Origin of the sequence: Aeromonas sp. QDB23 (assembly GCF_027707745.1) — a bacterium.
GTDB lineage: Bacteria > Pseudomonadota > Gammaproteobacteria > Enterobacterales > Aeromonadaceae > Aeromonas > Aeromonas allosaccharophila.
In genome coordinates this window covers 64,011-85,013 of record NZ_JAPCJA010000008.1, presented here as the reverse complement: position 1 = coordinate 85,013, position 21,003 = coordinate 64,011, and the positions used below count along the sequence as shown (strand labels likewise).

General features: G+C 57.5%; 24 protein-coding genes. 13 read left to right on the top strand and 11 right to left on the bottom strand.

What is annotated here, in order from left to right:
- From PG888_RS05960 to PG888_RS05945, 4 genes are read left to right on the top strand one after another with little or no spacing between them, the layout of a single operon-like run.
- Window positions 1-477, top strand: a complete 477-nt coding sequence (locus PG888_RS05960) for a DUF2878 domain-containing protein (RefSeq protein ID WP_182939031.1) — start codon at window positions 1-3, stop codon at window positions 475-477.
- Window positions 477-650: a TIGR02450 family Trp-rich protein gene (locus PG888_RS05955; RefSeq protein ID WP_182939713.1), complete on the top strand. Its 174-nt coding sequence runs from the start codon at window positions 477-479 to the stop codon at window positions 648-650. The genes PG888_RS05960 and PG888_RS05955 overlap by 1 nt, the downstream gene beginning before the upstream one ends.
- Window position 651: 1 nt before the next feature.
- Window positions 652-1,194: a chalcone isomerase family protein gene (locus tag PG888_RS05950; protein ID WP_182939032.1), complete on the top strand. Its 543-nt coding sequence runs from the start codon at window positions 652-654 to the stop codon at window positions 1,192-1,194.
- Window positions 1,195-1,208: 14 nt separating this feature from the next.
- Entirely contained in the window at window positions 1,209-1,748 is a 540-nt protein-coding gene (locus PG888_RS05945; protein WP_182939033.1) for a DUF3833 domain-containing protein, read from the top strand.
- Window positions 1,749-1,821: 73 nt separating this feature from the next.
- On the opposite strand, the gene nqrM is transcribed toward PG888_RS05945, so the two are convergent.
- The 9 genes from nqrM to PG888_RS05900 form a co-directional block, all read right to left on the bottom strand.
- Window positions 1,822-2,046 carry a (Na+)-NQR maturation NqrM gene (gene nqrM / locus PG888_RS05940; RefSeq protein WP_005338668.1) on the bottom strand — a complete coding sequence of 75 codons (225 nt, stop codon included), beginning with the start codon at window positions 2,044-2,046 and terminating at the stop codon, window positions 1,822-1,824.
- A 9-nt stretch (window positions 2,047-2,055) separates the two neighbouring features.
- Window positions 2,056-3,093, bottom strand: a complete 1,038-nt coding sequence (locus tag PG888_RS05935; protein ID WP_182939034.1) for an FAD:protein FMN transferase — start codon at window positions 3,091-3,093, stop codon at window positions 2,056-2,058.
- A gap of 3 nt (window positions 3,094-3,096) precedes the next feature.
- Window positions 3,097-4,320 (bottom strand): NADH:ubiquinone reductase (Na(+)-transporting) subunit F, encoded by a 1,224-nt coding sequence (gene nqrF, locus PG888_RS05930; protein WP_139707906.1) that lies wholly within the window; start codon window positions 4,318-4,320, stop codon window positions 3,097-3,099.
- 32 nt (window positions 4,321-4,352) lie between these two features.
- Window positions 4,353-4,949 carry an NADH:ubiquinone reductase (Na(+)-transporting) subunit E gene (gene nqrE / locus PG888_RS05925; RefSeq protein WP_182939035.1) on the bottom strand — a complete coding sequence of 199 codons (597 nt, stop codon included), beginning with the start codon at window positions 4,947-4,949 and terminating at the stop codon, window positions 4,353-4,355.
- 3 nt (window positions 4,950-4,952) lie between these two features.
- Window positions 4,953-5,585, bottom strand: coding sequence for an NADH:ubiquinone reductase (Na(+)-transporting) subunit D (locus PG888_RS05920; RefSeq protein ID WP_139707908.1), 633 nt, complete (start codon window positions 5,583-5,585; stop codon window positions 4,953-4,955).
- Window positions 5,578-6,366, bottom strand: coding sequence for a Na(+)-translocating NADH-quinone reductase subunit C (locus tag PG888_RS05915; protein ID WP_182939036.1), 789 nt, complete (start codon window positions 6,364-6,366; stop codon window positions 5,578-5,580). Before PG888_RS05915 ends, PG888_RS05920 begins: the two co-directional genes overlap by 8 nt.
- Window positions 6,356-7,585, bottom strand: a complete 1,230-nt coding sequence (locus PG888_RS05910) for an NADH:ubiquinone reductase (Na(+)-transporting) subunit B (protein ID WP_042058348.1) — start codon at window positions 7,583-7,585, stop codon at window positions 6,356-6,358. The genes PG888_RS05915 and PG888_RS05910 overlap by 11 nt, the downstream gene beginning before the upstream one ends.
- 3 nt (window positions 7,586-7,588) lie before the next feature.
- Window positions 7,589-8,932, bottom strand: a complete 1,344-nt coding sequence (locus PG888_RS05905) for a Na(+)-translocating NADH-quinone reductase subunit A (protein ID WP_075114005.1) — start codon at window positions 8,930-8,932, stop codon at window positions 7,589-7,591.
- Between the two features lie 434 nt (window positions 8,933-9,366).
- Window positions 9,367-9,681, bottom strand: a complete 315-nt coding sequence (locus PG888_RS05900; RefSeq protein ID WP_182939037.1) for a BolA family protein — start codon at window positions 9,679-9,681, stop codon at window positions 9,367-9,369.
- Between the two features lie 204 nt (window positions 9,682-9,885).
- On the opposite strand from PG888_RS05900, the gene PG888_RS05895 reads away from it, so the two are divergent.
- From PG888_RS05895 to PG888_RS05875, 5 genes are all read left to right on the top strand, one after another.
- Window positions 9,886-11,019, top strand: a complete 1,134-nt coding sequence (locus PG888_RS05895; protein WP_182939038.1) for a methyltransferase — start codon at window positions 9,886-9,888, stop codon at window positions 11,017-11,019.
- A gap of 17 nt (window positions 11,020-11,036) precedes the next feature.
- On the top strand, window positions 11,037-11,621 hold the full coding sequence (locus tag PG888_RS05890) for a YajG family lipoprotein (protein WP_005349692.1): 585 nt from the start codon (window positions 11,037-11,039) through the stop codon (window positions 11,619-11,621).
- 2 nt (window positions 11,622-11,623) lie between these two features.
- On the top strand, window positions 11,624-12,211 hold the full coding sequence (locus tag PG888_RS05885) for a peptidylprolyl isomerase (RefSeq protein WP_042657198.1): 588 nt from the start codon (window positions 11,624-11,626) through the stop codon (window positions 12,209-12,211).
- 173 nt (window positions 12,212-12,384) lie between these two features.
- A complete protein-coding gene (locus tag PG888_RS05880; RefSeq protein WP_182939039.1) occupies window positions 12,385-13,764 on the top strand; it encodes an AmpG family muropeptide MFS transporter in 1,380 nt (459 codons plus the stop codon).
- A gap of 156 nt (window positions 13,765-13,920) precedes the next feature.
- Window positions 13,921-14,751, top strand: a complete 831-nt coding sequence (locus PG888_RS05875) for a nucleoside-specific channel-forming Tsx family protein (protein WP_182939040.1) — start codon at window positions 13,921-13,923, stop codon at window positions 14,749-14,751.
- Window positions 14,752-14,859: 108 nt separating this feature from the next.
- Here the strand turns inward: PG888_RS05875 and PG888_RS05870 are convergent, their stop codons facing one another.
- On the bottom strand, window positions 14,860-15,342 hold the full coding sequence (locus PG888_RS05870) for a YajQ family cyclic di-GMP-binding protein (RefSeq protein ID WP_182939041.1): 483 nt from the start codon (window positions 15,340-15,342) through the stop codon (window positions 14,860-14,862).
- A gap of 200 nt (window positions 15,343-15,542) precedes the next feature.
- Here PG888_RS05870 and PG888_RS05865 point away from each other — a divergent pair, with 200 nt between their 5' ends.
- Both PG888_RS05865 and PG888_RS05860 read left to right on the top strand, forming a co-directional pair.
- The gene (locus PG888_RS05865; RefSeq protein WP_182939042.1) at window positions 15,543-16,496 is read left to right on the top strand and encodes a ketopantoate reductase family protein; all 954 of its coding nucleotides are present in this window, start codon (window positions 15,543-15,545) and stop codon (window positions 16,494-16,496) included.
- A 37-nt stretch (window positions 16,497-16,533) separates the two neighbouring features.
- Window positions 16,534-17,094 (top strand): DJ-1 family glyoxalase III, encoded by a 561-nt coding sequence (locus tag PG888_RS05860; RefSeq protein ID WP_182939043.1) that lies wholly within the window; start codon window positions 16,534-16,536, stop codon window positions 17,092-17,094.
- Window positions 17,095-17,205: 111 nt separating this feature from the next.
- On the opposite strand, the gene PG888_RS05855 is transcribed toward PG888_RS05860, so the two are convergent.
- A complete protein-coding gene (locus tag PG888_RS05855) occupies window positions 17,206-17,412 on the bottom strand; it encodes a hypothetical protein (protein ID WP_182939044.1) in 207 nt (68 codons plus the stop codon).
- 131 nt (window positions 17,413-17,543) lie between these two features.
- Here PG888_RS05855 and dinB point away from each other — a divergent pair, with 131 nt between their 5' ends.
- Window positions 17,544-18,599, top strand: coding sequence for a DNA polymerase IV (gene dinB, locus PG888_RS05850; RefSeq protein ID WP_139707965.1), 1,056 nt, complete (start codon window positions 17,544-17,546; stop codon window positions 18,597-18,599).
- Between the two features lie 66 nt (window positions 18,600-18,665).
- Window positions 18,666-20,807, top strand: a complete 2,142-nt coding sequence (locus PG888_RS05845; protein WP_182939045.1) for a methyl-accepting chemotaxis protein — start codon at window positions 18,666-18,668, stop codon at window positions 20,805-20,807.
- The last annotated feature ends 196 nt before the right edge of the window (window positions 20,808-21,003 follow it).

Here is a 21,003-nt window from a genome sequence, read left to right as displayed (position 1 = left end):
ATGTGGCAGTGGGCTCACCTGCTGGGATTCAACCTCTACTGGTTGCTGGCGGTGAAGTGGCAGCAGCCTGGCCCGCTGCTGGCAATGTTGCTGCTGCACTTTCTTTTCTCACCCAGCCGCCAGCGTGACTGGCGGCTGCTTCCCATCGCGGTGGCTGGCTGTCTGCTGGATGCGCTGCTCTGGCAGCTCGGTTTGTTCCAGTTCCCGTCCGGTTTTCCCTTTTGGCTGGTACTGCTCTGGCTCGGTTTTGCCCTGACGCTGGGTCACGGCATGCGCTGGCTGCTGCGCTTGCCCCGCTGGCAGCAGGCGCTGTTTGGCGTGTTTGGCGGTGCCTCCTCCTATGTGGCGGGGGCCGCCATGGGGGCAGTACACTTACCTTGGGACATCTGGATCAGCACGGCGCTGCTGGCAGTGATCTGGATGTGGTGGTTGCCCGTACTCCTGTGGGTAATGGTCAAGCTGGAGGGTGAGTCATGATGAACGCCTTTTCGACCGACTCGTTGCTTTTTTCCAAATGGACCAAAGAGAGCCAGCACGAGCTCGCTGACCGCTTCTATCTGGTGGTTGCCTGCCAGCGGAACGCGAAAGGGGAGCTAATGCAGGTGGTGATGCAGGATATCAACACCCTGCAGGAACAGGAGATGGACTGACATGAACTGGAAGACCCCAACCACTGGCATATGGGGTGGAATTAACCCGCTACTACTGGCGTTTACGCTCTTTGCTGCAACCGCTGTGCACGCTTCTGCCGCACCTTGGCAGCAGCTGCGCCCGGTCGGGCAGGGGGAGATGAACTGGCTCTGGTTCAAGCTCTATGATGCCACCCTCTACAGTGCGAGCGGGCACTATCAGCCCGGTCACTATCCACAGGCTCTGACCCTCACCTATGCCAGATCCATCGAGCGGGAAGATCTGCTGAGCGCTACTGCCGCCGAGTGGCAGCGGCTCGGTCTTGGCACTGACTCCGAACGTCAGCGCTGGCTCGGCCAGCTCGCTGCACTCTGGCCCGATGTGCAGGCAGGCGACAAGCTCACCTTCTATGTCGACAAGGGTGGGGCAGGCCACTTCTGGTGGCAGGAGAAGCCGCTGGGCACTTTGGCGGATCCGCAATTCTCGGCCGCTTTTCTCGCCATCTGGCTGGCTGACAACAGCCGCGATCCCGCCCTGACCCGCAGCCTGCGCGGCCAACCCTGAACATGGAGTGTCTGATGTCTTTCTATCGTGCATACCGCTGGTTGCTGCTGCTCCCCTTTTTGCTGCTGAGCGGCTGTGGTGCCAGTCTCGATGACTATCGGGGGCAGGGACCAAACTGGGATCTCGCCCGTTTCTTCAACGGCAAGCTGGTGGCTCACGGCTTGGTGACCGACCGCAGCGGCGAAGTGACCAGTCGCTTTCGGGTCGAGATGGTGGGTCGTTGGAAGGATGGCAAGGGAGAGCTGTTCGAACAGTTCTACTTTGACGATGGCCGCCAGCAGACCCGCACTTGGTATCTGAGCAAGGGTGATGATGGTCACTGGCGCGGTACCGCTTCCGATGTGGTGGGGGAGGCGGTGGGTAAAACCCAAGGCTTTGCCCTCAACTGGCGCTACCAGCTCGATCTGGCGCTGCCGGATGGCGAGGTGGTGCGGGTGAGCTTCGATGACTGGATGTATCTGCTGGATGAGGATCGCCTGATCAATCGCGCCGCCATCAGCAAGTTCGGCATCCATCTGGGGGAGGTGATCCTCTATATCGAACGTCAGCCCTGACCACAGTAGCAAGATAACGGCCAGTAAAAAGCGCGCCGATGGCGCGCTTTTGTTTACCGAAAAGCCAGGGTCATCAGATGATGCGGTTCTCTTCCAGCATTTTGCGACGGGCCTCTTCCTTGGCCATCTTCTTCTTGCGGTTGTCGCAGGGTTCCGGACAATCGCACTCTTTCTCGATGCCAACGCTACCCAGGCCGCCACAGGAGCCGGAGATGGTCTTCTTCTGGAAGATGTAACCGATAGCCATGGCGGCTATCACCAGCATGAATACCCCGAAGGTGATCAGAAAAATCTGCATCTGTACCTCTTACTTCTTGACCAGATAGGGCTTGAAGGCATCGGAGTAGGCCTCTTCAAAGCCGTTGTCCGTCTTGGTGATCACGAAGATCGCCAGGCCTCGCTCGTTGGCATAGGCCAGGCTCTTCTCGGTCCCCATTACCATAAATACGGTAGCCAGCCCGTCTGCAGTCATGCAGGAGGGGTGGATCACGGTGACCGACACCAGACGGTGCTGGATCGGCTTGCCGCTGCGCGGATCTATGGTGTGGGAAAAGCGCTGACCATCCAGTTCATAGTAGTTGCGGTAATCGCCTGAGGTGGCCACCCCGTTGTCACCGGGAATAATCACCTCTTGCACCGTTCCGGTGCCCGCGGTGGGCTTCTCGATGGCGACGCGCCAGGGGTGACCCTTGCCGTTGACGCCATTGATCCGTAGCTCGCCGCCAATCTCGACCAGATAGTTGCGCGCGCCCAGGGACTCCAGATACTCGGCCACCTTGTCCACACCAAAGCCCTTGGCGATGGCGGAGAGATCGACGTAGAGATCCGGAATGTCTTTTTGCAGGGTGTCGGCATCCACCGAGGTCACTACGTGCAGGTTACCCAGGCCGGTCTTCTGGCGAGTCTGGGTGATCAGCTCGTCGGAAGGGATCTTAGTCGGCTTCTTGTCCGGGCCAAAGCCCCACAGATTGACCAAGGGGCCGACGGTGACGTCCAGCGCCCCCTGGCTCTCACGGCCAATGTGAATGGCCTCTGTGACGACCCGCGCGGTGTCACGGGACACCACGATCGGCGTAGCACTGCGATGCTGGTTGAAGCGCGACAGTTCTGAATCGGGGCGATAGGTCGACATCTGATCGTTGACCCGCTCCAGCAAGACATCGACCTCGGCTTGCAATTTGGCCGGATCGCTGATGGCGCTGTCCGCCACCTTGATGGAGTAGTAAGTGCCCATGGTGCTACCGGTGATGTGGATCTCCGGTTTGGATTGGACCGTTTCCTGACCGCACCCAGTCAAGAAAAAGGCTAGCCCGAAGACTAGCCAGGTTTTTACAACACTGTGCATGGATTAACCACCAAAGTCATCCAACAGGATGTTTTCGTCTTCAACGCCCAGATCTTTGAGCATATTGATGACGGCAGCGTTCATCACCGGAGGTCCACACATGTAGAACTCGCAATCTTCCGGTGCCTCGTGGTTCTTGAGATAGTTCTCGTAGAGCACGTTGTGGATGAAGCCGGTGTAGCCGTCCCAGTTGTCTTCCGGTTGCGGATCAGACAGGGCGACGTTCCAGGTGAAGTTCTCGTTCTCGGCGGCGAGCATGTCAAAGTCTTCGACATAGAACATTTCACGCTTGGAACGGGCACCGTACCAGAAGCTGATCTTGCGCTTGGACTTCAGGCGACGCAGCTGGTCGAAGATATGGGAACGCATCGGCGCCATACCCGCACCACCACCGATGAATACCATTTCGGCATCGGTGTCCTTGGCGAAGAACTCACCGAACGGACCGGAGATGGTCACCTTGTCGCCAGCCTTGAGGCTGAAGATGTAGGAGGACATCTGTCCCGGAGGGGCAGTCCAGTTGCTCGGGGGCGGTGTAGCGATACGCACGTTCAGCATGATGATGCCGAACTCTTCCGGATAGTTGGCCATGGAGTAGGCACGGATGATCGGCTCATCGACCTTGGACTCCAGTTCAAAGATCTTGAAGCGATCCCAGTCACCGCGATACTCCTCGGGAATATCGAAGTTCTTGTAGTGCACGTGGTGAGCCGGGGCTTCAATCTGGATATAACCACCGGCGCGGAACGGTACGCTCTCGCCATCGGGGATCTGCAGCTTGAGCTCCTTGATGAAGGTGGCCTTGTTATCGTTGGAGATAACAGTACATTCCCACTTCTTCACCCCGAAGATCTCTTCCGGCAGTTCGATATCCATGTCGGAGCGAACGGTAACCTGACAGGCCAGACGCTCGCCATGACGGGCTTCGCCCTTGCTGATGTGATCCAGTTCGGTCGGCAGAATGTCGCCGCCACCGGATTTCACCCGTACCTTGCACTGGCCGCAGGAGCCACCGCCGCCACAGGCGGAGGAGACGAAGATACCGCTGCCAGCCAGCACGCCGAGCAGCTTGCCACCGGCCGGGCTGGTCACAGCCTTGGCCGGGTCACCATTGATGCTGATTGTCACGTCGCCCGCGGTCACCAGCTTGGACTTGGCGAACAGAATGACTGCCACCAGTGCCAGCAGGATCACGGTAAACATGACCACACCCAAAATAATTTCCATCTATCGTTCCTTTCTGATTGCAGGAAAGCCGATTACAGGGAGATACCAGAGAAGGACATGAAGCCCAGCGCCATCAGGCCGGCGGTGATGAAGGTGATGCCCAGACCGCGCAGGCCTTCCGGAACATCGGAGTACTTCATCTTCTCGCGGATACCTGCCAGCGCAACGATCGCCAGCATCCAGCCTGCCCCTGAACCCACACCGTAGACCACAGACTCCATGAAGTTGTAGTCACGCTGCACCATGAAGGAGACGCCACCGAAGATGGCACAGTTCACGGTGATGAGCGGCAGGAAGATACCCAGCGCGTTGTAGAGTGCCGGGAAGTACTTGTCCAGCGCCATCTCCAGGATCTGTACCAGTGCTGCAATCACACCGATGAAGGTGATGAAGCTCAGGAAGCTCAGATCCAGACCGGATACCAGAGCGCCATCTTTAAGCACGTAGTTGTAGATCAGGTTGTTGGTAGGAACCGCGATGGTCTGCACCACAATAACGGCAATACCCAGACCCATGGAGGTCTTTACCTTCTTGGACACCGCCAGGAAGGTACACATCCCCAGAAAGAAGGAGAGTGCCAGGTTTTCGATGAAGATCGATTTAATCAACAGACTCAGATAGTGTTCCATACCTTAATCCTTCGCCTCCACCTGCTTGGGATCCTTGGTGCGTACGCCCCAAATGATCAGACCAATGATGAAGAATGCACTCGGCGGCAGCAGCAGCAGGCCGTTCGGGACATACCAGCCACCGTTGTTGACCAGCGGCAGCAGCTCGATGCCGAACCAGGTGCCGGAGCCCAAGATCTCACGCACGGTTGCCACGCTCAGCAGAATGGCGCCATAGCCCAGACCGTTGCCGATACCATCCAGGAAGGAGGGCAGCGGGGCACTCTTCATGGCGTACGCTTCGGCGCGGCCCATCACGATACAGTTGGTGATGATCAGACCCACGAAGACCGACAGTTGCTTGGAGATGTCATAGGCATATGCCTTGAGCACCTGGTCAACCACGATAACCAGTGAGGCGATGATCGCCATTTGCACGATGATCCGGACGCTGTTCGGGATCTGGTTGCGGATCAGGGAGATGAACAGGTTTGAGAAGGCGGTGACCGCCATGACCGCGAGGGTCATTACAAACGCAGTTTTCATCTGGCTGGTAACCGCCAGCGCGGAACAGACACCCAGCACCTGCAGTGCGATGGGGTTGTTGCCGAGCACAGGCGTCAACAGCAACTTCTTCATTTCGCTCTTGTCAGCCATTGTTGATTTCTCCTGCACGAACCTTGGCCAGGAAAGGACCGAAGCCCTTGGGACCCATCCAGAAGTCGAAGGTATGCTGTACGCCGTTACCGGTCAGGGTAGCGCCGGACAGGCCGTCGATATCATGCTCGGAACCTTCCGGAGCATGGCCCTTGATGACGCGCAGCGCCGGCATGCCATTCTGGTCGAACAGTTTCTTGTCCTTGAACAGCGCCTGCCAGGCTGGGTTTTCGATCTCGCCACCCAGACCCGGGGTTTCACCGTGGTCGTAGTAGGTGATGCCCTTGATGGTCTGGCCATCAGCGGCAACGGCGACGAAGGCATACATGGTTGACCACAGACCCTGGCCATAAATGGGCAGAATGATGTTGTCTACCTTGCCTTCGGCATCTTTGGCGAAGAACACGGGAACCAGTTTGGAGATCTGGCGCAGGCTGGCCTTGTCGTCAGCGGCGGCAAGACGGAGGCTGCGAGCCGGATCTTTCGCTGCCAGCTTGGTGTCGAAGTTGTCGGCATCACCGTCAACAAATTCACCAGTGGTCAGGTCCACCAGACGGGCTTCGATCTTCTCGCCGTACAGTTTGGCCAGGTCGCGCTTGGCCACATCGCTCACATCCACACCGGCTACGGCGAGAATGTTGCTCTGCTTGTCGAGCGCCTTGTTTTCCTGCTGGGTAGAACGCAGGCCCACGGCGGCAACGGATACCACGATGGAACAGGCCAGACAGAGGCCGGTAACCACGCTGACGGTGCCGAGGGTTGAATCTTTATTAAACGCCACGTGCAATCCTCCGCTTGATGTTTGCCTGAGCGACGAAGTGGTCAAACAGGGGAGCAAACAGGTTCGCAAACAGAATGGCCAGCATCATGCCTTCCGGGAACGCAGGGTTGACCACGCGAACCAGCACGACCATCACGCCGATCAGGGCGCCATACCACCACTTGCCTTTGTTGGTAAAGGCGGCAGAGACTGGGTCGGTTGCCATGAAGGCCATACCGAAGGCGAAGCCACCCAGTACCAGATGCCAGTGCCACGGCATGTTGAACATGGGGTTGGTATCGGAACCGATGACGTTGAACAGCAGGGAGGTGGCGATCATACCGATCATCACGCCGGCGATGATGCGCCAGGAGGCGATGCGCATGTAGACGATCATGGCTGCACCCAGCAGGATCATCAGGGTAGAGACTTCACCGATGGAACCCGGCAGGTTACCCAGGAAAGCGTCCATCCAGCTGATAGCCTGACCGGTTGCACCGTTGATCAGCGACATCTGGCCGCCTTGGGCCCACTGGCTCAAAGCAGTCGCGCCGGAGAAGCCATCAACGGCCACCCATACGGCGTCACCGGAGATCTGGCCCGGGTAGGCGAAGAACAGGAACGCACGACCAGCAAGCGCCGGGTTCAGGAAGTTCTTGCCGGTACCACCGAACACCTCTTTGGCCATCACCACACCGAAGGTGATACCCAGCGCAGCTTGCCACAGGGGCAGCTCGGGCGGCACGATCAGGGCAAACAGGATGGAGGTGACGAAGAAGCCTTCGTTGATCTCGTGTTTGCGCACCATGGCGAACAGTACTTCCCAGAAGCCACCGACCAGGAATGCGGTCAGGTAGATCGGGAAGAAGTGGGTGGCGCCAATCAGCATCTTGCTGCCGATACCGGCGACAGCCGGATCGAGGGAGGCACCCAGCATGGTAGCCAGCGCATATTGCCAGCTGCTGGCACCAGCAGCCGAGCCCATGTGGGCAATGGCGGCAATCGCCTGGTTACCCACGTTGAACATGCCCCAGAACATGGCCGGGAACACGGCCAGCCACACCATGATCATCATGCGCTTCAGATCGAGCGCATCACGAACGTGGGAGGCGTTGCGGGTAACGGTACCCGGGGTGTAGAACAGGGTGTACGCCGCTTCGAACAGGGCGTAGTACTTGGCGTACTTTCCACCCGGTTCGAAGTGGTGTTCCATATTTTCAAGAAGTTGCTTGAAACTCATCGCTTAACCTTCCAGTTCAATCTTGGTCAGGCACTCACGCAAGATCGGGCCGTACTCTGTCTTGCCGGGGCAGACAAAGGTACAGAGCGCCAAATCTTCCTCATCCAGCTCCAGGCAGCCCAGTGCTTGCGCACCGTCGCTATCGCCGGAGACCATGTCCCGCAGCAGCAGGGTTGGCAGGATGTCGAGTGGCATCACCCGCTCATAGTTGCCGATAGGCACCATGGAACGGTCACTACCGTTGGTAGTGGTGGTGAAGTTGATCAGCTTGCCCTTCATCAGATGAGAGAGGGTGGTCCGGGTGATAGAGAACTTGTTGGCACTGGGGTTGATCCAGCCCAAGAACTCTTTCTCGCGACCTTCACCCAGCACGCAAACCTGATTGTGGTAGCGACCCAGGTAGTCGTGAACCCCTTCGGCTTTGGCACCACTCAGGATAGAACCGGAGATGATACGGTTTTCGTCGGCACGCAGCTCGTTGTTGGTGAGCTGGCTGATGCAGGCGCCCAGGCGGGTACGCAGCAGACGCGGCTTGAGCACGTTCGGGCCAGCCAATGCGATCACCTTGTCGGTGCAGATCTCACCGGTGGTGAACAGCTTGCCTAGAGCGATCACATCCTGATAGTTGATGTGCCACTGCACCTTGGTGCTGCTGACCGGATCCAGGAAGTGGATATGGGTACCCGGCAGACCGGCAGGGTGCGGACCGACAAAGATCTCTTCCTTGACCTGGGTCAGCGGAGAGTGGGGCAGGCTGCCTTCGCCTTTACAGACGTAAACGGTGCCGTCGGTCAGGCGGGTCAATACGGCCAGGCCATCGAGGAAGGCCTGTGGCTGTTCCTTGATGATCAGCTCGGCATCGGCTGCCAGCGGGTTGGTGTCCATTGCGGTCACAAAGATGGCGCGCGGGGCTGTGCCTACCGCGGGGACTTTGCTGAACGGACGGGTACGAAACGCAGTCCACTGACCTGATGCGACCAGGATCTCTTGCACCTTGCTGCGCTCGAGCTTGGCCAGCTCGGCAGAGGCAAAATGCTCAAATGTCACCTGTTCATCGGAACCGTCGAGGTCGATGACCACGGACTGGAGAACACGTTTGGCACCACGGTTGATTTCTGAAACCACACCGGTGGCAGGAGCTGTGAATTTAACGCCCGGATTCTTCTTGTCTTCAAAAAGATCCTGACCTTTGATGACGCGATCACCTACTTTGACGAACATAGTAGGTCGCATCCCCACAAACTCCTCGCCCAGTGTCGCAACACGGGTGATGGCGGGGCCATCGTAGATTACTTGCTCTGGCGCACCCAGCACGGGGATGTCCAGTCCTCTTTTGATTGTAATCATACTCAATTGCACTACCGTTACGGGAGAGGTTGGTTAGCGCCGAGAAATACATCACGACGGGTGGTTGAATGAGTCGATGTTGTGGCTGTGCCAGGTGGTCAGGCTCAACAATTATTCAACATGCAAGCTCACTCAAAAGCGCTTGAGTTTACCACTTAAGGTGCATTTTCTGCCATGCCAAATGGGCAAAATCCCCGTGCCATCACAAAATTAACCTGCAATGAATAAGCCCCCGACACCTTGTAAGTCGTGGTTTTAAAGGTTTTTTTATTTTGCTACCTCAATGGGGGTATTTGCTGTTGTTTTAACTGTCAACAACAAGCCTCGATGCTGAAAAATACCCCCTTGGATGTAGTCTTTTCGGGGCCAATGGGGAAAGTTTGTTTCATTTTTGTTGGCAGATGCGCAATGAGAATGGTGTGGTGCCGCCCGGTTCAGGAGAGTGACGGTTTGCCAACGCAGCTCGGGGTACGCGGGGCATGGCCTTTTTCCTGCCACTCGCTTGTCGTGTAGGTATGCAGCGCCAGTGCATGAATTGCGCCGGCCAGCTCGTCGGCCAGCACGGCATTGACCTGACGATGACGAGCCAGCAGCCGCTGCCCTGCAAATTGCTCGCTGACGATCACCACCTTGAAGTGGCTCTCTGAGCCGGGTTCCACACGGTGCATGTGGCTCTCGTTGATCACCTCCAGCACGGTGGGGGAGAGGGCGGCGGTCAGCTTTGCTTCAATCAGTTGTTGGAGGGTCATCGGATCGGCTTCCAGAGTGAATGTCGGGCCATTCTATCGGCAGTCGTGCGATCGAATAAGCCCCCGTAAGGGGGAAATCACCGGTCAGTTGCCCCCTTGATGCGCATCGAACTGGTGAAATTCCTGCTCCTCGCTAGAATAGCGCCACTTTGCGTCGCCCCTGGCGCCTGTATACACGAATCAAGCCGAGGTTGGACTCTTCCTATGCAAACCCTTCTCGACACTCCCCATTGCCAGCTCACACTCTACCGCTATCCGCGCCAGAGTCAGGAGACGCTGCAAGCCTGGGATGCGGCTGACGAATATCTGATCAACACCCTGGCGGAGTCCCCCCTCGAGCAGGCGGGCCCCGTCATCATCATGAATGACGGCTTTGGCGCGCTGGCCGCCTATCTGCATCCTCACTCCCCCTGCTGCGTCACCGACTCCTACATCAGCGAGCGGGCGACCCTGGCCAATCTGGCTGAAAACGGGTTGGATGCAGGCGGGATTACCTTGCAGGATGCGCTGGCACCGCTGCCCGATGCCCCTGCGCTGGTGGTGATCAAGGTCTCCAAATATCAGGCACTGCTGGAACAGCAACTGCTGGCATTGCGGGATGTAGTGACACCTGCGACCTGGGTCATTGCCGCTGGCAAGGCGAAGGATATTCATACTTCCACGCTCAAGCTGTTCGAGAAGTATCTGGGGCCGACCCGTACCTCGCTGGCCTGGAAAAAGGCGCGTCTCATTCACTGCGAGCCGCAGGCAGAACGTCCCGCGTTGGCCCATCCCTTCCCGACCGTGTGGCCGCTGGAGGGCACTGACATGCTCATCCACAACCATGCCAACGTCTTCTCGCGCACCAGTCTCGATATCGGTGCCCGCTTTATGCTGGACAACCTGCCCATTCACAGTGCCCGCAAGGTGATCGATCTGGGCTGTGGCAACGGGGTGCTGGGGTTGTCGCTGCTTGCCAAAGACAGCGAGGTGGAGGTGACCTTTATCGATGAATCCTATATGGCGGTCGCCTCGGCACAGCTCAACGTCGAGCACAATCTGCCCGATGCACTGCCGCGCGCCCGCTTTATGGTCAATAACTGTCTCGACGGGGTGGCGGTCGGCTCGGCGGATCGGATCCTCTGCAATCCCCCCTTCCATCAGTTGCAGGCGATCACCGATCATATCGCCTGGCAGATGTTCAGCGATGCGCACCGGGTGTTGCCTCAAGGGGGTGAACTCTGGATAGTAGGCAACCGTCATCTGGACTATCACAACAAACTCAAGCGCTTGTTTGCCAACGCACAAGTCGTTGCGTCGAACAGCAAATTCGTTATTTTGAAAGCCATCAAACGCTAAAGCCAAAGGAAACCATGATGAAAAAGTCACTCTTGCTGCTGGCCGCCCTGATGCTGGGCGGGTGTGCCACTCATTGGCCGGAGACGGCGCTACTCAATCCGCAGGTGATCCCCGCCAACCAGCAATACTACTCTGGCAATCGCATCACCATGGAAGGGGTAGACAAGCGTGAGGCTGCCTACGTCTTCTCCATAAAACATAAAGAGAAAGCGCCGGTGCTGGTCAACAGTGAGCGTCCGCTCAACCTGCTGATGGCCGAGCGGCTGGCCGAAGGGCTGCGTAGCCAGGGTCTGGAAGTGGGCAACAGTGGCACCACCAACCTGACGCTGGTGATCTCCAATGCAGCAGTCAATGTGGAAGAGAAGACCTTTACCTATGTCACCAAGTCTCGCGTCAGCCTGCAGGTGATCGCAGATTTCCAGGGCAACCGTCTGACCAAGCAGTTCAACATGTCCTCCAGCAAGGAGAGCCCGAGCGAGCCAAGCATGGCCGATCTGGAGTCTACACTGAACCTGCAACTGGGTAGCGTGCTGCAGCAGATCATGGCGGATGATGCGCTGCGCGGTTACCTGAAAGGTCAACCGAACGGTGCAGGGGTCTGATGATGAAAAAACTCTGGTTGCTGGCCATGCTGATCGCCCCGCTGGCGTTCGCGGGCCCTAAAGTCAGAATGGAGACCAACCACGGCAATATCGTGGTGGAGCTGGCCTCCAAGCAGGCGCCCCAGACGGTGAAGAATTTCCTGCGCTACGTGGCTGATGGCAGCTATGATGGCAGCATCTTCCACCGGGTAATCCAGGACTTCGTGGTGCAGGGGGGTGGCTACAACCAGCAGTTCCAGCAACTGCCGACTTATGAGCCTGTGGTCAACGAGTCGCGTGGTGGTTTGCCCAACAAGCGTGGCACCATCGCCATGGCTCGCACCCAGGCGGTCGACAGCGCGACTCGCCAGTTCTACTTCAATCTGGTCGACAACAATAACCTCAACGCCGGTGGCGCCGCGGGTTATACCGTGTTCGGTCAGGTGGTGCAGGGGATGGAGGTGCTGGACAAGCTGGCTCAGGTACAGACCGGTTACAGCTCCATTCTGCGTGCCAACGATGTGCCGACCAGCCCCATCATTCTGAAGAAGGTGGTGTTGCTGGCAGAAACCCCGGCGGACAAGAAAGTCGACAAGAAAGCGGGCAAGTAACCCTCGCCGGACGTGGTTCGTCACCGCGCGCTCGTCACACACTATGCAAGGCACATCCCGCTTGGAATGTGCCTTTTCTCTATCCGGGCTTCTTTTGGCCTATCTCTTTGCTCGCCTTGGCTATCTGCCATCAACCTGCCAAAATGACGCACTTTTCCAAAGTCGTCAGGTAGTTGAACATGATCCGCAAACCAAGCTGGAGAGAGTCCCTCGCCGTCTATCTCGAATTTCGGGTGTTTATTCTCTTTGCCATGGGTTTTTCATCGGGTCTGCCGCTGCTACTGGTGTTCGGTACCCTCTCATTCTGGTTGCGTGAGGCCGATGTCAGCCTGACCGATATCGGTTACATGAGCTGGGTGGCGCTCGCCTATGGATTTAAATGGTTGTGGTCGCCGCTGGTGGATCGCATGCCGCTGCCGTTGCTCTCCACGCTGCTGGGGCGTCGTCGCAGCTGGATGTTGTTCTCCCAGTTGCTGATCGCCGCCGCGCTGGTCGGCATGGCGTTCTGCGATCCCAAGACCGAGCTGGCCCAGCTGGCGCTGTTTGCCCTGCTGGTGGCCTTTGCCTCGGCCACGCAGGATATCGTCATCGATGCCTATCGCATCGAATCCGCCCCCGAGCGGCTGCAGGCGGCGATGGCGGCCTCCTACATGACCGGCTACCGGCTGGCGATGATCATGGCGGGTGCCGGTGCGCTGGCGTTGGCGGCCTGGTTTGGCAGCAACAGCGGTTATGACTATCGTGGCTGGCAGATTACCTATCTGGTGATGGCGGGCTTGATGTCACTCGGGGTCATCACCACCCTGTTCTGCCATGAACCGGATATCGATCTGGCCGGGCAGGGCAAGCAGCAGGCCGAGCGCAAGGCGTTGCTACTGGAACAGGGGTGGCCTGCGCCGCTGGCCAGTGCCGGAGCCTGGGGCTATGAGGCGGTCTGGTGTCCGTTTGCCGACTTCTTCCGCCGCTATGGCGGATCGGCGCTGCTGATCCTGGCGTTGATCGCCTGCTATCGGGTTGCCGATGTGGTGATGGGGGTGATGTCCAACAGCTTCTATGTGGATATGCAGTTCAGCAAGACTGAAGTGGCCACCATCACCAAGGTGTTTGGCGTCATTATGACGCTGGTGGGGGCTGCGCTGGGGGGCGTGCTGGTGATGCGCTTTGGCACGCTGCGCATTCTATTTTTGGGGGCGCTGCTCACCGCCAGCACCAACTTGCTGTTTGCCCTGCTCCATCAGGTTGGTCACAACCTGGAGTTGCTGACCCTGATCATCTCGCTGGATAACCTCAGTGCCGGCATTGCGACCGCGGCGTTTGTGACTTATCTCTCCAGCCTGACCAATGTGGCATTCTCGGCGACTCAGTACGCGCTGTTCAGCTCGGTGATGTTGCTGTTGCCCAAATTGCTGGCCGGTTTTTCCGGGCAGGTCGTGGAGCAGATTGGCTACAGCGCCTTCTTTGTCGGAACCAGTTTATTGGGCTTGCCTGTGTTGTTGTTGATTGTGCTGGTAGCCAGAAAGGGGAGTGAGTTGCTCTCAGCGGCTGACAAATAGCAAGCGTTTGCGTAGAATCGGGGGTGATTAGATTCACACTTCCGGATAAAGTTCCCGAGAAGTTGTTTCTCCCCTGATTTTATTTGATTAGAATTCCTCTCGCTCCTTGTGGGCAGGCTACGGAAAACCTCAACTAACGCACAAGAGACCAATAAAATGGCCAAATTTACCAAGACTCTGATCGCTGCCGGTCTGCTGGCTGCTGCCGCTACTCCGGCCTTTGCTGCTGATTACAGCGGTGATATCCACAAGAATGACTACAAGTGGATGCAGTTCAACGTGATGCATACCATTGACCAACGTCCTATCTTCACCAATGACGGTAGCTACAACGATACCTATTTTGAGATGGAGTTCGGTGGTCGTTCCGGTATCTTTGATCTCTATGGTTATGTCGACGTTTTCGATATTTTCGACACCAAGCACAGTGACAAGCATGGTGGTGATAACCTCTACATGAAGTTTGCTCCCCGTGTATCTCTGGATGCGCTGACTGGTCAGGATTTGTCCTTTGGCCCAGTACAAGAAGTTTATCTGTCTACCCTGTTCAACATCGGTGGTTCCCAAGGCTTGAACGAAGCGTTGGTGGGGGTCGGTGCTGATGTGATGGTGCCATGGTTTGGCAAAGTAGGTATGAACCTGTACAAGCGCCACATGAACGAAGCATTTAATGACTTCACAACCGGTGAGGAAGGCCCGACTGGTTGGGACGGCCAGCAGTTCTCCATGAACTGGTTCAAACCCTTCTATACCTTCTCCAACGGTAGTTTCGTCTCTTATCAAGGTTATCTGGATTACACTTGGGGCATGGAAAATACTACCCATTCTGATGGTCTGGGCACCTTCCACGGTATTTACTGGCACTCCGACCGTTACGCTGTTGGCTATGGTCTGAAGTACTTCAATGAAATCTACGGTATTGACAACAACGATTTCAGTAAATCTACTGGTTTCGGTCACTACTTCTCTGTTACCTACAAGTTCTAATAAAACTTGGGGTACAAAAAAACCGGAGTATCTGCTCCGGTTTTTTTATGGCCGCGATTTAGATAGCGTGGCGCGAGTCATTGAGTGCGCCACGGCTGAGTGGACAAATTAGTCGCGGAAGTTCTGGAACTGCATCGGTTGACCCAGTTCGGCGCCACGGACCAGTGCCATGGTCTCTTGCAGATCGTCACGCTTCTTGCCGGTGACACGTACTTCATCACCTTGGATGGCGACCTGTACCTTGATCTTGGAGTCCTTGATCAGCTTGACCAGCTTCTTGGCGATCTCTTTCTCGATCCCCTGCTTGAACTTGACGGTCAGGTGGAAGCGCTTGCCGGAGTGAACGGAGTCACCCACTTCCATGGAGCTGTTTTCGATGTTGCGCTTGAGCAGGGCAGCGCGCAGCATTTCGACCATCTGCTTGAGCTGGAAATCGGCATCGGCTTCCAGTTTTACCTCTTCCTTGTTCAACTCGAAGCTGGCTTCTACCCCACGAAAATCGAAACGGGTGGCCAGTTCACGATTGGCGTTGTCGACTGCGTTCAACACCTCGTTCATTTTGACTTCAGAGACAATATCGAATGACGGCATAGCCGGAGCTCCTCATGTTGCGTTATCGGGGGGCAAATCTACCAGAAAACGGGCAAATTTGCTGATTTTGATAGGGCTGCTCTGCTAGAATCCCCTGCGCACAGGATGGGTGGACCCGTTAGCGTCCACCAGCGAGTTCTTCACTTATCTCCGGTAACAGGTTGAGAGGATTGCAACCCTTACCCTGACAGAGTCACACCATGCCAAGCGGATTAAAAAATTCCCGACAGCCCGTTATGCCACCTGTGATCCCGCAGTGGTCACTGTTGGGTTGTGGCGCCCTCGGCGGCGTTTTTGCCTCCCTGCTGACCCAGAGCGGTCAATCCACCCGAGTCTTGTTGCGCGAACACCATAAGTCCACGCTCCATCCGGGGTTCGATTTCACCTCGCTGGAGGGGCAGGTACAACTGCTCAATATCGAGCGTGGATTTGTCAGCAAACCTGGCAAGATAAAGCGACTGCTGGTGATGACCAAGGCCAGTCAGGTGGTTGCCGCACTGGCGCCGCTGGTGGGCAAACTGGATGCTGGCGTGCCGATCGTGCTGCTGCACAACGGGATGGGCATTGCCGAGCAGGTGGTCGAGATGTTCCCGCACAACCCGGTGATTGCTGGCGTCACCAGCCATGGCGCCATGCAGGGTGGCCATTTCGTCTTCCGTCATACTGGCAAGGGCGAAACCTGGCTTGGCCCGATCAATGAAGCCGCCAAGGCCCACGCCGCGCTCGCGGATGAGCTGGCGCTGGCGCTTGGTCAGGCTGGTTGGGATGAGCAGGTATTGGTACGTCAGTGGCAAAAGCTGGCTATCAACTGTGCCATCAATCCCCTGACGGCCCTCTACAAGCTGAAAAATGGCGAGTTGGCGGGCCCCCGTTTTGCTGATGCCCAGCGGCAGATCTGCGTGGAAGTGGCGGATGTGATGTGCGCCGAAGGCATTACTACCACGGCAGAAGAGTTGCAGCGCCGAGTGATGACGGTGGTGGAACTGACCGCTGACAATTACTCCTCCATGTATCAGGATATGGAGCTGGGACGAGAGACCGAGATTGAGGCCATTACCGGTTTCCTGCTGGCCAAGGCTGCCCAGCATGGCATCGCCGTGCCGGTCAATCAGGGTCTCTATCAGGCGATAAAAGAGAAGAGTCAGGCCGCCTGACCCTTTACATGGCAGAGCAAGCAGCAAGGAGGCGGGAGTGAGTGTACTGGTGCTGGTGGCCCCCGGGTCGGAAGAGATAGAGACGGTCGCCATTGTCGATACCTTGGTGCGTGCCAGCATTGAGGTGGTGCTGGCCTCTTGTTGCCCAGCCGGATCCCGGCAGGTGAAGGCATCGCGCGGGGTACAGCTGGTGGCCGATTGTCATATCGACGAGCTGACCCGTCGGGACTTTGAAGCCATCGTGGTACCCGGCGGTCTGCCCGGCAGTGAAGTGATCCGCGATACTCAGCTGGCCATCGATCTGCTCAAAGAGCATGCTGCTCTTGGTCGCTGGCGCGCTGCTATCTGCGCCGCCCCCGTAGTGGTGTTGCAACATCATGGCCTGCTGGATGGTGCCATCGTCACTAGCCATCCCGGCTTTCAGTCCCGATTACCGACATCGCAGTTGTCACATGAGCGGGTAGTAAGGGATGAGGCTCATCGCCTTATCACCAGTCAGGGGCCGGGCAGCGCCATCGAGTTTGCGCTCGAACTGGTCCGGGTTCTGCGCGGGGATGAAGTGGTGGCCGCCGTCGCTGGCCCTATGGTGCTGCCTTGAGCGCACTCTGCTGCTGAATCCAGCTAGCCATATGTTGAAAAACGGGCCCCGATCAGCTTGATCGGGGCCCGTTTGTTATCTGCCGTTGCCGGCCACGCCATCTTGTCCGGCTCAGTAGTCGTACTGTTTGCACTCCTTCTTGCGAAACTCTTCGCGCCAGCGTGACAACTCTTGCTTTGTGCCGAGCTTGTCCCCTTTCTTGATGGCCTGCTCCAGTATCTCAATCCGGTCGTACAGCCAGCGGCACTCTGCCGTCGGGTTGTTCTTGCCGATGCCGGTCAGCGGCAGCAACCCGAGTCCCAGCCAAAGATATTTCATCCCGAACGCTCCTTGTCATTGTGGTAGAAAAGGTCTCCTTGGAGTCTACCATTTTAGCCGCAACGAGAGAGATAGAGCTGCAGTTATCCTTGGGGTAAGATGATGCCATGTCTGTTTATTTATACAGTGGTATGCGCAAGATCATCCATATCGACATGGACTGCTTTTTTGCCGCGGTAGAGATGCGGGACAACCCGGCGCTGCGGGAGGTGCCGCTCGCCATAGGGGGAGCCTCAGAGCGGCGCGGTGTTATCTCGACTTGCAACTACGTGGCGCGCCGGTTCGGGGTGCGTTCCGCCATGCCGAGTGCACTGGCGAAAAAGCTCTGCCCGCCGCTGGTACTGATCCCGGGGCGGATGGCGGTGTACAAGGATATCTCCCGTCAGCTCAGGGCCATTTTCCTGCGCTATACCGATCAGGTTGAACCGTTGTCGCTGGATGAAGCCTATCTCGACGTGACCCACAGTCGCTGTTGTGGTGGCAGTGCCACCCTGATGGCGCAAGAGATCCGGCAAGCCATCGTCACCGAACTGGGATTGACCGCTTCGGCGGGTGTGGCGCCCAACAAGTTTCTCGCCAAGATCGCCTCGGAGCAGCGCAAACCCGATGGTCTGTTTGTCATTCGCCCCGACGAGGTGGCCGAATTTGTCTGCCAGTTGCCCCTCGGCAAACTGCCCGGGGTGGGCCGCAAGACCGCCGAGCGGCTGGAGGCGCAGGGGCTCTACACCTGCGAGGATGCGCGAACCTTGTCGGCACAAGAGCTGTGCAGTCGTTTTGGCAAGCTGGGCGAGATGCTGACGACCCGGATCTGGGGGCTGGATGAACAGCCGGTGCAGGCGCAGCGGATCCGCAAAACCATCGGGGTGGAAACCACGCTGGCGAGCGATCTCTGTGACGAAGCCGCCTGTCTGACGGTATTGCAGCAACTGTTGCCGGAGCTGGAGCGGCGATTCCAGCTGGCGTGTCCTGCCGGGCAAGTGATGGGTCAGGGAATCAAGCTCAAGTTTGCCGATTTCCATCAGACCACCGTTTATCGCAGTCAGGGTGGTTATCAGCCAGCCTTGTTTGCCCCGCTGCTCAAGGAGGGATTGCAACGGGCACAGGGGCGTTCGGTACGTCTGCTGGGGCTGGTGGTGGGTCTGCCAAAAGAGGGGGAAGTTAACCAGCTATCGCTGGATTTGCTGTGAGAGAGTTAAGTTTTTGTTTATAAAGTCGATACTCTACCCATATCTGCATGAAGTAGGAATATTGGCATGAATGCTCTTTCTGTCCAGGGTCGGATTACCCTGATCACCGGTTGCTGTCTGCTGGTCACCGCCGCCGCTCTGGTTGCCTCCTCGATTTACAACGCGAACAAGATGCAAACGCAGGTGCGACAAGCCACTCTGCATGAGGCGCAGCAGTCAGCCGAAAACTGGATGAAGGCGATGGGCTCGGAGCAGGCGGCCAAGGTGACCAGCTATCTCGATGAAGCCTATTTTCGTGCCAGCTTGCTGGCCGAGAGCGTTCTGTTCCAGCGCAAGAATGGGGCCGAAAACTTTGTCCCGTCAGAGGCGCTGCGCAGCGCCATCAATCAGCAACTGCACGATGCCGTTGCCTCATCGACCAATCTGCTCGGCGTCTATACGGTGTTCGAACCCGATCAGCTGGATGGGGAAGACAGTAACTATGAGGGCTCGACCGCGCTCGGCGCCAACGACAAGGGGCGCTTCTCCAGTTATTGGGCGTATGACAACGGCAAGCTGGTGCCCGAGGTGCAGAATGAAGATGTGCTTGCTGACGACAGCCCGACCGAGGCCGGTGGTGTTGAAAACGAGTGGTATCGCTGCAGCATTCGCACCCGGGCACTCTGCCTGCTGGAACCCTATCTGGACGATGTCGGCGACAAGAAAGTCTTGATTACCTCAGTCTCAGTACCTTTGCTGGAGCAGGGAACATTACTGGGGGTAGCTGGCGTTGATATCTCCCTGACGACCTTGCAGGATCTGGTCTCTACCATGGACAAGGAGCTCTATGACGGCAAAGGCAGAATCTTGCTGGTCAGTCATGAGGGGCGCGTGGCGGGTGCCGATGAGTTTGATGTGACCTTGGGGCGGGAGCTGGATCAGATGTATCAAGGGCTGGCCAGCGAGCTGAAAGGCTGGCTCAATCAGGGTCAGGAACAGACGCGCTGGAGCCGCGATGGCGCCCTGTTGCAGAGCTTTGTGCCGGTCTCCATGCGTGGTACCGATCGTAAATGGGGCATCTACATTGAATTACCACGGGCCGTAGTGTTGGCCTCGGCCCAGCAACTGCAGGATGATCTGGCCAGTGAGGCCAATCGCAGCGTGGTCTCGCAACTCTCTATCGGAGTGCTGATCTCGCTGGTGGCCCTGAGCTTTATCTGGTGGATGGCGCGCCAGATCGTGGCACCTATTCGCGCCGTGGTTGCTCGCCTCAAGGATATTGCCAGCGGCGAGGGGGATTTGACCCAGCGCATCGAGATCCAGCGGCAAGACGAGATTGGCGAGCTGGCCAAGTGGTTCAACAGCTTCCTCAACAAGCTGCAATCGACCATCAGCCAGGTGATTGATACCGTTGCCGGCACCCGCAACAGTGCTGAGCGGGCGGCGCAGGTGGCCGAGCGCACCAGCAGCGGCATGCAGGACCAGTATCAGGAGATCGATCTGGTGGCGACGGCGTTTGAAGAGCTGAGCGCCACGGCGATGCAGGTCTCCGGCAATGCCAGCTTGGCGGTGGCGGCCGCCAACACCACCGATGCCGCGGCGCAAGAGGGCAAATATGTGGTGGCTGACACCCAAGAGGCGATGCGCAAGCTGATGACCATCATCAACGATGCCCAGCCGGTGGTGGAGCGGCTCTCGGCCAACAGTGGCAACATCAATGACATTCTCACCGTTATTCAGGGGATTGCCGAACAGACCAACTTGCTGGCGCTGAACGCGGCCATTGAAGCGGCGCGGGCCGGTGAGCAGGGGCGTGGCTTTGCCGTGGTGGCCGATGAGGTGCGCAATCTGGCCGGTCGTACCCAGAATGCCATCGTCGAGATCCAGACCCTGATCAGCCAGCTGCAGTCCGGTACTGGCGCCGTGGTCAAGGCGATCCGCGATGGTCATGGCCAGGCTGACGAGACGCTCGCCAAGGTGGATCTCTCGGTGCAGGTGCTGGAGCAGATCATCCAGTCGGTCTCCACCATCCATCAGATGAACGAGCAGATTGCCCGAGCGGCGCAGGAGCAGAGCCGGGTGGCGGACGAGATCAACCGTAACGTCAGCAACATTCGCGATGTGAGCCACACCATTCGGGCCGAAGCGGCGACCTCCGCCGAAAATGGTCGCGAGCTCTCCGCTCTCGCTGACAAACAGCAGCAACTGGTGGGGCAGTTCAAGGTATAGCGAGATCAAAAAAGGCGCCATCCAGCTGGAGGCGCCAAACACATTCAGATGACAGACTGGGTCAAATCGAGAAGATTTGAGCCCCTCTTCCCGCAGAGGAAGAAACACAACACCACAATCACAGTCGAAAGACTCACGAAAAACACATGTAAACCAACATGTAGTAGAAAATGTGAGCCATATGACGACTGATTGC

Bases quoted from the DNA above. Each gene is read 5' to 3' on its own strand.
- PG888_RS05935 (WP_182939034.1), bottom strand. From the start codon at position 3,093: ATGCACAGTGTTGTAAAAACCTGGCTAGTCTTCGGGCTAGCCTTTTTC.
- PG888_RS05910 (WP_042058348.1), bottom strand. From the start codon at position 7,585: ATGAGTTTCAAGCAACTTCTTGAAAATATGGAACACCACTTCGAACCG.
- PG888_RS05845 (WP_182939045.1), top strand. From the start codon at position 18,666: ATGAATGCTCTTTCTGTCCAGGGTCGGATTACCCTGATCACCGGTTGC.
- PG888_RS05955 (WP_182939713.1), top strand. From the start codon at position 477: ATGAACGCCTTTTCGACCGACTCGTTGCTTTTTTCCAAATGGACCAAA.
- PG888_RS05870 (WP_182939041.1), bottom strand. From the start codon at position 15,342: ATGCCGTCATTCGATATTGTCTCTGAAGTCAAAATGAACGAGGTGTTG.
- PG888_RS05920 (WP_139707908.1), bottom strand. From the start codon at position 5,585: ATGGCTGACAAGAGCGAAATGAAGAAGTTGCTGTTGACGCCTGTGCTC.
- PG888_RS05875 (WP_182939040.1), top strand. From the start codon at position 13,921: ATGGCCAAATTTACCAAGACTCTGATCGCTGCCGGTCTGCTGGCTGCT.
- PG888_RS05945 (WP_182939033.1), top strand. From the start codon at position 1,209: ATGTCTTTCTATCGTGCATACCGCTGGTTGCTGCTGCTCCCCTTTTTG.
- nqrM (WP_005338668.1), bottom strand. From the start codon at position 2,046: ATGCAGATTTTTCTGATCACCTTCGGGGTATTCATGCTGGTGATAGCC.
- PG888_RS05905 (WP_075114005.1), bottom strand. From the start codon at position 8,932: ATGATTACAATCAAAAGAGGACTGGACATCCCCGTGCTGGGTGCGCCA.
- PG888_RS05885 (WP_042657198.1), top strand. From the start codon at position 11,624: ATGAAAAAACTCTGGTTGCTGGCCATGCTGATCGCCCCGCTGGCGTTC.
- nqrE (WP_182939035.1), bottom strand. From the start codon at position 4,949: ATGGAACACTATCTGAGTCTGTTGATTAAATCGATCTTCATCGAAAAC.
- dinB (WP_139707965.1), top strand. From the start codon at position 17,544: ATGCGCAAGATCATCCATATCGACATGGACTGCTTTTTTGCCGCGGTA.
- PG888_RS05890 (WP_005349692.1), top strand. From the start codon at position 11,037: ATGAAAAAGTCACTCTTGCTGCTGGCCGCCCTGATGCTGGGCGGGTGT.
- PG888_RS05865 (WP_182939042.1), top strand. From the start codon at position 15,543: ATGCCAAGCGGATTAAAAAATTCCCGACAGCCCGTTATGCCACCTGTG.
- PG888_RS05855 (WP_182939044.1), bottom strand. From the start codon at position 17,412: ATGAAATATCTTTGGCTGGGACTCGGGTTGCTGCCGCTGACCGGCATC.
- PG888_RS05950 (WP_182939032.1), top strand. From the start codon at position 652: ATGAACTGGAAGACCCCAACCACTGGCATATGGGGTGGAATTAACCCG.
- PG888_RS05900 (WP_182939037.1), bottom strand. From the start codon at position 9,681: ATGACCCTCCAACAACTGATTGAAGCAAAGCTGACCGCCGCCCTCTCC.
- PG888_RS05895 (WP_182939038.1), top strand. From the start codon at position 9,886: ATGCAAACCCTTCTCGACACTCCCCATTGCCAGCTCACACTCTACCGC.
- nqrF (WP_139707906.1), bottom strand. From the start codon at position 4,320: ATGGAAATTATTTTGGGTGTGGTCATGTTTACCGTGATCCTGCTGGCA.
- PG888_RS05960 (WP_182939031.1), top strand. From the start codon at position 1: ATGTGGCAGTGGGCTCACCTGCTGGGATTCAACCTCTACTGGTTGCTG.